Annotated in this window: 12 protein-coding genes and 1 pseudogene; 5 read left to right on the forward strand and 8 right to left on the reverse strand. The window is 58.6% G+C overall.

Annotated elements, in window-relative coordinates; all coding sequences use genetic code 11:
* The first annotated feature begins 135 nt into the window (after window positions 1-135).
* From gyrB to AC0V6Z_RS03065, 4 genes and pseudogenes are all read left to right on the forward strand, one after another.
* A complete protein-coding gene (gene gyrB / locus AC0V6Z_RS03050) occupies window positions 136-2,682 on the forward strand; it encodes a DNA topoisomerase (ATP-hydrolyzing) subunit B (RefSeq protein WP_472639931.1) in 2,547 nt (848 codons plus the stop codon).
* A gap of 166 nt (window positions 2,683-2,848) precedes the next feature.
* Complete coding sequence (locus tag AC0V6Z_RS03055) at window positions 2,849-3,943, forward strand: AI-2E family transporter (RefSeq protein WP_472639932.1); 1,095 nt, start codon at window positions 2,849-2,851, stop codon at window positions 3,941-3,943.
* Window positions 3,944-4,033: 90 nt separating this feature from the next.
* A pseudogene (locus tag AC0V6Z_RS03060) lies at window positions 4,034-4,198 on the forward strand (M50 family metallopeptidase); the annotation flags it as partial.
* 82 nt (window positions 4,199-4,280) lie between these two features.
* Window positions 4,281-4,817 carry a M50 family metallopeptidase gene (locus AC0V6Z_RS03065; RefSeq protein WP_472640831.1) on the forward strand — a complete coding sequence of 179 codons (537 nt, stop codon included), beginning with the start codon at window positions 4,281-4,283 and terminating at the stop codon, window positions 4,815-4,817.
* A gap of 32 nt (window positions 4,818-4,849) precedes the next feature.
* Here AC0V6Z_RS03065 and AC0V6Z_RS03070 read toward each other — a convergent pair whose 3' ends face one another.
* From AC0V6Z_RS03070 to AC0V6Z_RS03105, 8 genes are all read right to left on the reverse strand, one after another.
* Window positions 4,850-5,488: a hypothetical protein gene (locus AC0V6Z_RS03070; RefSeq protein ID WP_472639933.1), complete on the reverse strand. Its 639-nt coding sequence runs from the start codon at window positions 5,486-5,488 to the stop codon at window positions 4,850-4,852.
* Between the two features lie 124 nt (window positions 5,489-5,612).
* Window positions 5,613-6,254 (reverse strand): lysophospholipid acyltransferase family protein, encoded by a 642-nt coding sequence (locus AC0V6Z_RS03075; RefSeq protein ID WP_472639934.1) that lies wholly within the window; start codon window positions 6,252-6,254, stop codon window positions 5,613-5,615.
* 91 nt (window positions 6,255-6,345) lie between these two features.
* The gene (locus tag AC0V6Z_RS03080; protein ID WP_472639935.1) at window positions 6,346-6,744 is read right to left on the reverse strand and encodes a hypothetical protein; all 399 of its coding nucleotides are present in this window, start codon (window positions 6,742-6,744) and stop codon (window positions 6,346-6,348) included.
* A 3-nt stretch (window positions 6,745-6,747) separates the two neighbouring features.
* Window positions 6,748-8,355 (reverse strand): carboxyl transferase domain-containing protein, encoded by a 1,608-nt coding sequence (locus AC0V6Z_RS03085; protein ID WP_472639936.1) that lies wholly within the window; start codon window positions 8,353-8,355, stop codon window positions 6,748-6,750.
* A complete protein-coding gene (locus AC0V6Z_RS03090) occupies window positions 8,352-8,714 on the reverse strand; it encodes a hypothetical protein (RefSeq protein ID WP_472639937.1) in 363 nt (120 codons plus the stop codon). Before AC0V6Z_RS03090 ends, AC0V6Z_RS03085 begins: the two co-directional genes overlap by 4 nt.
* Window positions 8,711-8,938, reverse strand: a complete 228-nt coding sequence (locus AC0V6Z_RS03095) for a hypothetical protein (protein ID WP_472639938.1) — start codon at window positions 8,936-8,938, stop codon at window positions 8,711-8,713. The genes AC0V6Z_RS03090 and AC0V6Z_RS03095 overlap by 4 nt, the downstream gene beginning before the upstream one ends.
* 105 nt (window positions 8,939-9,043) lie before the next feature.
* The gene (locus tag AC0V6Z_RS03100; RefSeq protein WP_472639939.1) at window positions 9,044-9,376 is read right to left on the reverse strand and encodes a hypothetical protein; all 333 of its coding nucleotides are present in this window, start codon (window positions 9,374-9,376) and stop codon (window positions 9,044-9,046) included.
* A gap of 37 nt (window positions 9,377-9,413) precedes the next feature.
* Window positions 9,414-10,580 (reverse strand): isovaleryl-CoA dehydrogenase, encoded by a 1,167-nt coding sequence (locus tag AC0V6Z_RS03105; RefSeq protein WP_472639940.1) that lies wholly within the window; start codon window positions 10,578-10,580, stop codon window positions 9,414-9,416.
* 232 nt (window positions 10,581-10,812) lie between these two features.
* Between AC0V6Z_RS03105 and AC0V6Z_RS03110 the strand changes: the two genes are divergently transcribed.
* Complete coding sequence (locus AC0V6Z_RS03110) at window positions 10,813-12,243, forward strand: HWE histidine kinase domain-containing protein (RefSeq protein ID WP_472639941.1); 1,431 nt, start codon at window positions 10,813-10,815, stop codon at window positions 12,241-12,243.
* Window positions 12,244-12,253: the final 10 nt, after the last annotated feature.

Raw genomic sequence — 12,253 nt, forward strand, 5'->3', positions numbered from 1 at the left:
AGAGAGAAATGCAAGTGGCCGGTTTTGGCACACCGGCAGGCCGCGATTTGCATGGGCAAAAATGGTTGGTGGAAAAGCCCCTTCCAGGGGCGGCAAAAGCTTGGGGTTCGCCCGCAGAGCGCCTATATGATAGGCATGGATGAGAACACCCCAGAAACACCCGAAAACACTCCTGAAACCGGCTCCAGGCCGGAAAAACAGCAGGGCGAATATGGCGCCGATTCGATCAAGGTTCTGAAAGGCCTTGATGCGGTGCGCAAACGCCCTGGCATGTATATCGGCGACACCGATGACGGGTCGGGCCTGCACCACATGGTGTTTGAGGTATCGGACAACGCAATTGACGAAGCGCTGGCGGGGCATTGCGACCTCGTACTGATAGAGCTCAACGCCGATGGCAGCGTTTCCGTAGAGGACAATGGCCGCGGCATTCCCGTTGGCATGCACAAGGAAGAGGGCGTGTCCGCCGCCGAGGTCATCATGACCCAGCTGCACGCGGGCGGTAAGTTCGAAAACACCTCTGACGACAATGCCTATAAGGTTTCTGGCGGCCTGCACGGCGTGGGCGTTTCCGTGGTCAACGCTCTGTCAGAATGGCTTGAGCTGAAGATCTGGCGCGATGGCAAAGAGCACTGGATGCGCTTTGAGCACGGCGATGCGGTGAAAAGCCTGGAAGTGCTGGGCGACGCACCCAAGGTTGATCAGAACCCGGACGACAATGGCTTTAAGAAGGGCACCCGTGTGACCTTTATGGCCAGCGAGACGACGTTCAAAAACGTCACCGTGTTCGATTTTGACAAGCTGGAGCACCGCTACCGCGAGCTTGCCTTCCTGAACTCCGGCGTGCGCATTCTGCTGCGCGACAATCGCGGCGAGGAAGTGCTGGAGCATGATCTGTTTTACGAAGGCGGGATCGCCGCATTCGTGCGCTATCTTGATCGCAATAAAGAGGCGCTGATCACCAATCCTATCTCTGTCTCGGCAGAGAAAGAGGGCATTGGGATCGACGTCGCGCTGGAGTGGAACGACAGCTATTACGAGAACGTCCTCACCTTTACCAACAACATTCCTCAGCGCGATGGCGGCACGCACCTCGCCGCCTTCCGCGCGGCGCTGACCCGGACGCTCAACAATTACGCAGCGGCCAGCGGCCTGCTCAAAAAAGAGAAGGTCAGCCTGTCGGGCGAGGATATGCGCGAGGGCCTGACCGCGATTGTCAGCGTCAAATTGCCTGATCCGAAGTTCTCCTCACAAACGAAAGACAAGCTGGTCAGCTCTGAAGTGCGCCAGCCGCTGGAATCGCTGATGGGTGAGAAGATGACCGAATGGCTGGAGGAAAACCCAGCCGAAGCGAAAATCATCGTCCAAAAGATCATCGATGCCGCCGCCGCTCGCGAAGCTGCCAAACGCGCCCGTGAGATGAGCCGCAAGGGCGCGATGTCCGTTGCATCCCTGCCCGGCAAGCTCGCCGATTGTCAGGAACGCGACGCGACCAAGGCCGAACTGTTCCTGGTGGAAGGCGATTCCGCTGGCGGCTCTGCCAAGCAAGGCCGCGACCGCAAGACCCAGGCGATCCTTCCGCTCAAAGGTAAGATCCTCAATGTGGAGCGCGCGCGGTTTGACCGGATCATCTCATCGAAAGAGGTCGGCACACTGATCCAGGCGATGGGCACCGGCATTCGCGATGAGTTCAACCTTGAGAAGCTGCGCTATCACAAAATCGTGATCATGACCGATGCCGACGTCGACGGCGCGCATATCCGCACCCTGCTGCTCACCTTCTTCCACCGGCAAATGCCAGAGATCGTAAAAGCCGGACACCTCTTCATCGCTCAGCCGCCGCTGTACAAGGTCGCGAAGGGCCGAAGTGAGGTCTACCTCAAGGATGACCGCGAGCTTGATCGTTATCTGATCCAAGGCGGATTGCAGGGCCGCGTGCTAGACAGCGGCAGCACGCAGCGCAGCGGCAATGAGCTGGAGGCGCTGGTCGATCACGCGCTTCGCATGCGCAATCTTATCGCCTTTGCGCCGCGCCGCTATAACTCCGCCATTATCGAGGCGATGGCGCTCGCCGGGGTGTTCAATCCCGATGATCTTGGCTCTGGCGCCGCGCTCGATAAAGCCGCTGCGCGCCTGCAATCCGGCGATGCGGACGCGAAATGGAGCGCGCGCCGTACCGAAGATGGCAGCATTGCCTTTGAGCGGTTGTGGCGCGGCGTCACCGATGCGCATTTGTTTGAGGCGAAGTTCCTCGAAAGCGCCGAGGCGCGCAAAATGCACAGCGTCGCTGGCGAAGAGGCAGATGTTTACGAGACACCCAACGTGCTGATCAAATCCACTGCCAGCGATAGCGATGATGCAAGCGAAGAGAGCGGTGATGACACGCCGGTCGCCGCCAGCAGCGATGATGCGATCACCCGCCCGACAGAACTGCTAGATGCGGTTCTGACCGCTGGCCGCAAAGGCCTCTCGATCAGCCGCTATAAAGGTCTGGGAGAGATGAACGCGGAGCAATTGTGGGAAACCACGCTTGATCCAGAGGCGCGCGTGTTGCTGCAGGTAAAAGTCGAAGACGCGGACGTAACGGATGAGATTTTCACCCGCCTGATGGGTGATGTGGTGGAGCCGCGCCGCGAATTCATTCAGGACAACGCTCTCAACGTCGCGAACCTTGATGTCTGACGACTTCAAGAACCGCTTGGGACTCTGAACGTCGCAAACCTGGATGTGTAGGGGTTAACGGAGCCGATCCGCGGCTTCTAAAACCCTTACCCATCCATCATCGCTGGCGGGCCTTATGGCGCGGAGACTCTTGAAACCGCCCGTGTTTTGGCCGAGATGGAACGCTATGAGCGAAGCCCATCACAAAACCCCGCTAGAGCAGTCCAGTTTCCTATTGCTGGTCGCCGCTGTCACCGTCCTGCTGCTGGTGATTGTCTGGCCGTTTTTTAACCCACTGCTGTGGGCGGCGCTGGCCGCGGTTATGTTTCGCCCGCTGCACCGCTGGGTTCTGGCACGCGTTGGCGGACGGATGAACCCCGCCGCCGGGATCACCATGCTGATCATCACCTTTGCGGTGCTGCTGCCTGCGATGTTTATCGGCGGATTGGTGATCGACGAGGCAGCAAGTGTCGTCGCCGCATTCCAAAATGGCGAGATCGACATCGCCGCATGGTTCAACACGGTATACACCGCAATTCCATTATCGATCCGTGAGAATCTGGAAACGTCCGGTTGGACCGACCTTTCCAATCTTCAGGCCCGGGCGCAGGAGGTGATCGGCGAAAGCGCCGGGATTATCGCACGCCAAGCGGTCGCCGTGGGTGGCGGCGCGCTCGGCTTTTTCCTCAGCTTCACCATCGGGCTGTATGTGACATTTTTCCTGCTGCGTGATGGCAAGCGGGTGGGCGAGACAATCCTCTCCAGCCTGCCATTGGAGCGGCCGATCGCGGACCGGTTAGCAGAGCGCTTCCTCTCTATTGTCCGCGCCACAGTCAAAGGCTCGTTAGTCGTTGGTGTGGTCCAAGGAGCATTGGGCGCGATCACATTCTGGATCGCAGGCATTCCCTCGGCCATCCTCTTCGGCGTAGTGATGGCGATCCTGTCGTTGATCCCGGCGGTCGGCACGGCGCTGGTGTGGCTGCCGGCAGCCATTTATCTGCTAGCGGTTGGTGAGATATGGCAGGGCGTATTCGTGCTGTTTTCCGGAGCATTGGTAATCGGCATGGCCGATAATGTGCTGCGCCCCATTCTGGTGGGCCGCGACACCGGCATTCCCGATTGGATCATTCTGGTTACGACATTGGGCGGGATCGCTTTTGCAGGCTTTTCCGGCATCGTTCTCGGCCCGCTGGTCGCGGGACTTTTCCTTGCCAGCTGGTCAATCCTACAGGAACAGCGCGCCGAGGGCGAGGAGAGCGCTCCGGCCTCACCCGCCGCCTGAGTCGATGCAGTGATGGATTGAAATATGCGTGTATCCTGCCCATGTTGTGCGGGTGAGAGACAGCCCAGCAATATCGGATAGAGCCCAGTAATGCAGTCTGTGGTGAAACCCGGCAGTCAGGCCGAGCAGGTCGGGCGGCTCATTCTGGCGGTGGTCGTGATCCTGTTCATCCCGGCACTGCCGTTTGGCAATTACATCATCTATCCATTCTCAATCCTCACCACATGGTTCCACGAAATGGGCCACGGGATGACCGCGATTTTGACCGGTCAGGAATTTGAGCGACTGCTGATCTATGCCGATGGATCGGGCGTCGCCGAAAGCCGCCTCGACAGTGATGCCTGGCCCCTTCACCAGAGCCGCGATTGCCGCTGGCGGTCCGTTGGCGCCCAGCGTGGTTGGCGCGGCGTTGATCCTGGCCAGCGCCAATGCGAAATATTGGCGGCTAGCTCTCCTCGCGCTGGCTGGAGCAATCGCGATCTCCACCGTGTTCTATGTCCGCTCCGGCGTGGGTCTGGCGATGCTGCCACTGGTCGGCGCGCTGATCGGCGTGATCGCGTGGCGCGCGCCCGATGGACTCGCCCGCTTTGCACTGCAATTTCTCGGCATGCTGGCAGCGATGAGTATGCTGCGTGATTTCGACTATCTGTTTACCGAGCGCACGGTGATCGGCGGCAATCCCATGCTGTCGGATACCGGCGCAATTGAAGCGGCGCTGTGGCTGCCGCATTGGTTCTGGGCGGCGGCCCTGATTGCGACATCCACGCTGATGATCGGGGCGAGCCTGAAATATGCGCTGTCTGACAAAAGCAAACCGCGCAGCCCCCTGCCGCGCCCCAACAATGTGCTGCAATTTAGGGACCGTAAGGATTGACGTTCGCTGGCAGCGCTAGGCCACGATCCAGCCTATGTCGCTATCCTGATCGTGTTGACCCCGCCCGCTGAACCACCCGCTTCGCCAGACAATCCGACAAAGATAGTGTCGACGATCCGTGCAAGCTTTTCTTCGGTCAGCTTATCGCCCAGCATTACCAGAGCATCGGGCATGGTGTAGATGCTGACCATCTGATTGATCAGCGACAGTGCCTCATCAATCTCCAGCCCGGCAAAGAAGCCATCAACCTGAGCCTCGGCAATCAATTCACACAGATAGTGATCGGCAAGATCAATATGCGAGCGAATGCGTTCGAAATTTTCCGCGCCCAACTCACACAGGATCTCGAAATAGGCCGGGTTCTCGTGGTAGCGATCGCGCGAGATCACAAACCGGCGACGGAAAAACTCATATATCTTGCGATTGGGCGGCAGGTCACTGGCCATCACTTCTTCAATCGCGGCATTATTCGGCTTCAGCCAATGCGCCGCGACCGCATCAAAGAAGTCATCTTCATTCTCGAAAATCTCATCGAAACGTGCGCGCGACAGGCCGGTTTCCAAGACCACGGTCTGCATTTCGATTGCGCTGCCGCGCTGATCCACCAGGTCAAGCGCAAGCTGCGCAATTCGTTCGCGCTCGCTCTCGATTGTATCCTTGGTCAACGGCATCTGGACTACCCTCCTAATCCTGACGCTTATGTAGGGGCGCACCGAGGCGTGTTAAAGGCATAAGGCAGCACTTTTGCAGGTTGGATTGGTAAATTATGCGCCGGGCAGTTTCATTCGACCGTAATCAGACGTCGTTCTTGCCATCAATGATGGCCTGGGCCTGAGCCTCCAGCACTTTATAGCGCGGATAGTCAGGGATTTTCGACAGCAGCCACTCAGCGATTTTCATCAAGTCTTCGCCGTAATTCCCGCTTGGGATCATCGGTGGGCCAAAGCCAATCGTCTTCTTCTCATTGTCGGCATAGGCCGGAACAATCGGCACACCGGCGGCCTGAGCGATGTGATAAAAGCCGGACTTCCATTTGCCATCGGAAGAACGTGTGCCCTCCGCTGCCATCACCAGCGCCAGCTCTTCGCGCGCGGCAAATTCCTCGGCGACTTGCTCAACCGCACTGTTGCTCTTGGTGCGGTCGACCGGAATGCCGCCCATATCGAGCATGAAATTGCGCATGATCCCCTGGAACAGAGTGTGCTTGCCCATGAAGTTCGACTTCACCTGTTCAACATCGGTCGCACCAGCGAAGAAGACGAAATCCCAATTGGAGGTGTGCGGCGCGCCCGCGATGACATATTTCTTTATGTCTTTGGGCAGCGGGCTGATGACTTTCCAGCCGTTCCAATTGTAGATCAGCAGGATGATGCGGCGCACGATCCGCGAGAGGATCGTCGGCTTGCGCAGCTCTTTGCTCGGTATGGTTTCGGTCAATTCTCTCTCCCCCAGCAACTGGGTGAGGGCGTTGTGCCCTTATTGTAGGCAGTTACGCAAGGGGGAGAGGGATGGTTTCAGCCAAAGACAGTCAGTCCCGATAGCTTGGAGGAATCTCTTCCCACTTAGCCTTATCAGGTTGGCTCTCACCATCCAAAAATTGGCAAAAGGCATCGATCATCTCTTCACGCCCAAACAAGTGAATTTCGATGTCCTTGGCCCAAAACTGCCACCAATGCCTCGGGAAGATGTGTTTCGGGCGGTCCGGTGTAACGCCCCGATACCATTGGTTTGGATTCGGCCCACGGCGCTCAAGATAGAAACCCACTTCCCCCGAAGGTTTTATAAACGCCATAGTGTGGAGGTAGTCCTTCTCAGTCTTCTCAAGCTGAGCGATCCACCCATCCGACACCTTTTCGGAATCAAGAGCGCAACGCAATTGCTGCTCTGTCAAACCCTCAAGCCCGACATTCTCCGTCCAGAATTTCATGAATCACATCCTGAACACACCAAAGCTTGGGCGCTCTGGAATCGGCGCTTCGAGCGTCGCGGCGAAGGCTAGACCCAGAACGTCGCGGGTCTGAGCGGGGTCGATTACCCCATCATCCCACAGGCGCGCGGTCGCGTAGTAGGGATTGCCCTCATCCTCATATTTCTGGCGGATCGGGGCCTTGAACGCCTCGGCTTCATCGTCGGACCATTTGTCAGCATCGCGGTGAACCGTGGCGAGCACCGACGCAGCCTGCTCTCCGCCCATCACGCTGACCCGCGCATTTGGCCAGGTGAACAGGAAACGCGGAGAGTATGCCCGCCCGCACATGCCGTAATTGCCAGCACCGAAAGACCCACCGATCACCACGGTGATCTTGGGCACGGTCGCTGTCGCAACTGCCGTCACCAGCTTCGCGCCATGCTTGGCGATGCCCTCCGCTTCATATTTGCCGCCGACCATAAAGCCGGAAATATTCTGCAGGAACAACAACGGAATGCGGCGTTGCTGCGCCAGCTCGATAAAGTGCGCGCCCTTTTGCGCGCTTTCGGAAAACAGCACACCGTTGTTGGCCAGGATCGCGACCGGCGTGCCCCAGATATGCGCAAACCCGCACACCAAAGTGCTGCCGTAATGCGCTTTGAACTCGTGAAACTCGCTGCCATCGACCAGCCGTGCGATGATCTCTTTCACATCATAGGGCGCGCGCACATCATCCGGCACGACAGAGTAAAGCTCGTCCGCGTCGAACTTTGGCGGGCGCGGGTCTTTGCTCGCAATATCGCTTGCGGCTCCTGTGTTTTCGCCAAGGTGCGAGATGATGTCGCGCACAATCGTCAGCGCGTGCTCATCATTTTCGGCCAGATGATCGACCACGCCGGATTTCTTGGCATGCAAATCGCCGCCGCCCAGATCTTCGGCGGTGATTTCTTCGCCCGTCGCCGCCTTCACCAGCGGTGGACCTGCGAGGAAGATCGTGCCCTGCTCTCGCACAATCACCGTCTCGTCCGACATCGCCGGTACATAGGCGCCGCCTGCGGTGCAGCTGCCCATGACGCAGGCGATTTGCGGAATGCCAGACGCGCTCATGTTGGCCTGGTTGAAGAATATCCGGCCAAAGTGATCGCGGTCTGGAAAGACCTCGGCCTGATGCGGCAGGTTGGCCCCGCCGCTATCGACCAAATAGATACACGGCAGGCGGTTCTCCTGCGCGATTTCCTGCGCACGAAGGTGCTTTTTGACTGTCATCGGATAATAGGTGCCACCCTTCACGGTCGCGTCATTGCACACGATCATCACCTGACGGCCCGACACGCGGCCAATCCCCGCGATCATGCCGGCGCCGGGAATATCGGTATCGTAAAGACCATTGGCGGCGAGCTGGCCGATCTCAAGGAATGGCGAACCGGGATCGAGCAGGCGTTCAACCCGTTCCCTTGGCAGCAATTTGCCGCGCGACACATGGCGCTCTCGGCTGCGCTCTGATCCGCCCAGGGCAGCCTGCGCAACGCTCGCACGCAGATCGCTCGCCAGCGCCCGGTTATGAGCGGCGCGCGCCTTCGCCTCTGGCGCATCGCAGTCGATTTTTGACGTCAACACAGGGGCGGTCATCTGCAAGCTCCGATCAGGGCGAGAATTCCGGCAACCGCCATGGGTATCCAGCCGGGGTGTTTGAAATGAGAGGTCGCAATATCCGCTAGACCCAGGGCGATCCAGAACAATCCAATCAGCACCACCAGTCCGCGCGGTGTGTCTGGCCAGGCCACGGCGGCGGCGCTCAAGATCATAAAGGCGGACAGCGCGTGCCACAGATAGCGCAGAAGGATGGGAGCGATTTCCATGTCAGGATGCGGGTTGCCGCCTTCAAGCATGGGACCAAGCACCGAGTTCACCCCGCCGGTCGAGTGCAAAATCGCAGTGATCGCCATCACCGCGGCCGACAGCAACAGCCAGATTGACGTTCCGATCAAGCGTCGTCCCCCAAGCCCTTTACAATGATCGATTCCGCTGTGCTGCCCGCATCGCGGAATTTGCTGCGCGACACATGCCGCTCTCGGCTGCGTTCTGACCCGCCAAGCGCGGCCTTTGCCACGTATTCGCGTAGATCGGTTGCAAGCCCGCGATTGCGCTCCGCCCGCACTTTCGCCTCAGGGCTTTCCATATCGAGCTTGGATGTGAGAGTGGGTGCGGTCATTGAGCAGAGCGCCTCCATTGGGATTGATCACAGCGTGGGTCTGGTTTCCGTCGATTAGAACGTATACGGGCACATTCCATCGCCGCTTCGGTAAAATCAGACGGTTCAGGAAGCCAAGCTAGGCATTGGGCAGCCTTTGGCATTCAACAACATTATTCCTGAGTTTATCGCGAGCCATCGACTGTTCATCCAGATAGCGCGCACTGTTTGTGGGTGTCCCCCAGAACCACTCACCTCATCTCTGGCATCAATTGCTGCGATCTGTTTTTCATGCTCGACAATTTGCGCCATGATCTTCTGGCAATCTCCCGCACTAGCAAGCTGCGCGACTCTGGCACTTTGTGAGGGATCAAGCGAAGCAGGCTGTGCTGCAAGGCCCGTTGACACCTGTAGTATTCCGAGGCTGCAAATAGCTGATACTAAGAATTTTTTAGACATAGCACTCTCCGCTTTTACCAAATTGTATTGATTGGATTCACCCAGCCGCCCCAATCAGTTCGCGCCCGATCAGCATCCGGCGAATTTCGTTCGTGCCAGCGCCGATATCGAGCAGCTTCGCATCGCGCATATAGCGCTCCACCGGCCAATCCTTGGTGTAGCCCGCTCCGCCCAGCGCTTGCACGCTTTCAGCCGCCACGCGGAACGCATTTTCACTCGCTAGCAGGATCACGCCCGCGGCATCAAACCGGGTGGTCTGATCGCCATCGCACGCCTTGGCCACGGCATAGGTGTAGCTCCGCGCCGATTGCAGTGCGACATACATGTCGGCAACCTTGGCCTGCATCAATTGGAAGCTGCCGATTGGCTTGCCAAACTGCTTGCGCTCGCGAAGATAGGGAATGACGCAATCGAGGCAGGCCTGCATAATGCCTAGCTGAAGCCCAGCGAGCACCACGCGCTCGTAATCCAGCCCGCTCATCAGCACGCCGACGCCGCCGTTCACCGGCCCCATCACGCGGTCTTCTGGAATATGACAATCGTCAAAAACCAGCTCTGACGTGGGTGAACCGCGCATGCCGACCTTGTCGATCTTCTGACCGATGGAGAAACCTGCATCACCCTTTTCGATCAGAAAGGCTGTGATCCCGCGCGAGCCCGCATTGCCGTCGGTTTTAGCATAGACCACCAAAGTGTCCGCCTCTGGTGCATTGGTGATCCAGAACTTGGTGCCATTGAGCACATATCCGCCCTGAACAGCTTCAGCCTTCAGCTTCATTGAGACCACGTCCGACCCAGCGCTCGCTTCGCTCATCGCCAGCGATCCGACATGCTCGCCGCTGATCAATCCGGGCAGATATTTCGCCTTTTGCTCTTCATTGCCCCACCGGCGGATCTGATTGATGCACAGGTTGGAATGCGCGCCGTAAGACAGGCCAACGCTGGCCGACGCTCGGCTGACTTCCTCAACCGCGATAACATGCTCCAGATATCCGAGCCCAAGTCCGCCATCGGCTTCATCGACGGTCAACCCGTGCAGGCCCAGCTCACCCATTAGCTGCCACAATTCGCGCGGGAACCAGTCTTCGCGGTCGGCCTTTTCTGCCAGCGGCATGATCTGCTCATCGGCAAAACGGCCAACGCTGTCGCGGATCATCTCGGCCGCTTCGCCGAGCTGAAAATCAAAGTCTGGGGTGGCGCGCATTTTTCATTACCTTGCGTGAAATAATATGTTCCACTCGCCATATCATTGCGCGGCCTAAGCGCAAACTCTCTAAGCACGCTTCCCTCGGTGCTGAACCTCAATTTGAGCTCAGACGTGATTACTGTATGTGAGGCCTGAAAGGACCTGTTCCCTGACACTTTTGGACTCGCCCCCCTGGCCATCTGACCAGTCTCCCGCAAAGGAGTTTTGCGAAGAGCGCAGCCGACTACGCGTGCTGGCGAGCTTCGATCTGGACGGTGTGAGCGGCGATCCGGAATTGGTGCGTTTGGTCAAGTTTGCCGCGAAATTATGCGACGCTCCGTCGGCATCGGTCAGCCTGGTCGAGGAAGAGCGGCAGCGCTTTATCGCCAGTGAAGGGCTGGACATAACCGAAACCCCGCGTTCGACCAGTTTTTGCGCACAAACCATGCTCGGCGATGATCTGCTGGAAGTGCTCGATGCAGCCCATGACGCGCGGTTCCAGGACTATGCTTTGGTGCGTGAGGCCTCGCACCTACGCTATTATGTGGGGGCACCGCTGATCTCGTCCGAAGGCGCGCCGATGGGCGCCCTATGCGTGACCGACACGGACGCACGCTCGCAAGGTCTGTCAGAGTTGCAGCGCGGCGGACTGATCGTGCTGGCCGACGCGGTAAAGCGACGCTTAGAGGCGCACCGGCAGGCGCATCTGGCCGTCTTTGAGCTTAAGGAAAGCGCAGAGCGCGTGCAGTTCATCCTCGACGGCGTGCCCGATATCGCCTGGTCGGCTGCGCCCGGCCCAGTGTTTGACAATTTCAACGCGCGTTTCACAGAGGTAACCGGAGGCGCGCCGCCCAGCGGCGTGGATGATTGGCGCGCATTCATTCACCCTGACGACTTCGAAGCGTCCTTGGCTAAGTTCCAAAAGGCCATGGCGACCGCCAGCGAATTTGCCGATGAGTGGCGCCTGCGCCAGGCCGATGGCTCTTACCGCTATGTCATCTCGCGCGCAGTTCCGTCGACCGATGATCCGGCCACTGCGCGCTGGTTTGGCACGCTGACCGACATCGACGATCGTTACCGGATGTCGCAAGAGCGCGAGTTACTTGCGGGCGAGCTGGCGCACCGGATCAAGAACATCTTTTCGGTGATCACCGGACTGATCTCACTGCGGTCGCGCGGGGATGATGCCAATCAGAAATTCGCCGAAGAACTCAACACCAATCTTCGCGCGCTCGCCCGGGCACAGGAATTCGCCATGCCGGTCAGCGGAAGCCGCGGCGAAACGCTGGCCGATTTGTTGCGCGTATTGATGGCCCCATACGGCGCGGACAGCTCTGATGTCGTCAGCATTGCCGGCGATAATGTCGACTTTGGAGGGGGCGCGGCGACACCTCTGGCACTGATATTCCACGAGCTGGCAACCAATGCCGCCAAATATGGCGCGCTTAGCGTTCCCGCAGGCCGGGTGGCGATTGATATCAGACAAACTGGCAATGATGTCACAATCACATGGAGCGAAATTGGCGGACCTAAAACTGCCGAGCCGCAGGAAACCGGCTTTGGCTCGCGCTTGATCAGCATGGCCATCGATCATCAATTGGGCGGCTCCATGACCCAGGACTGGCAGAAAAGCGGCCTGATCATCACAATAAGTGTTCCGCGAGAGCGCCTAACCCAGTAGGCTCCTTGCC

The organism is Erythrobacter sp. SN6-5 (assembly GCF_057364945.1).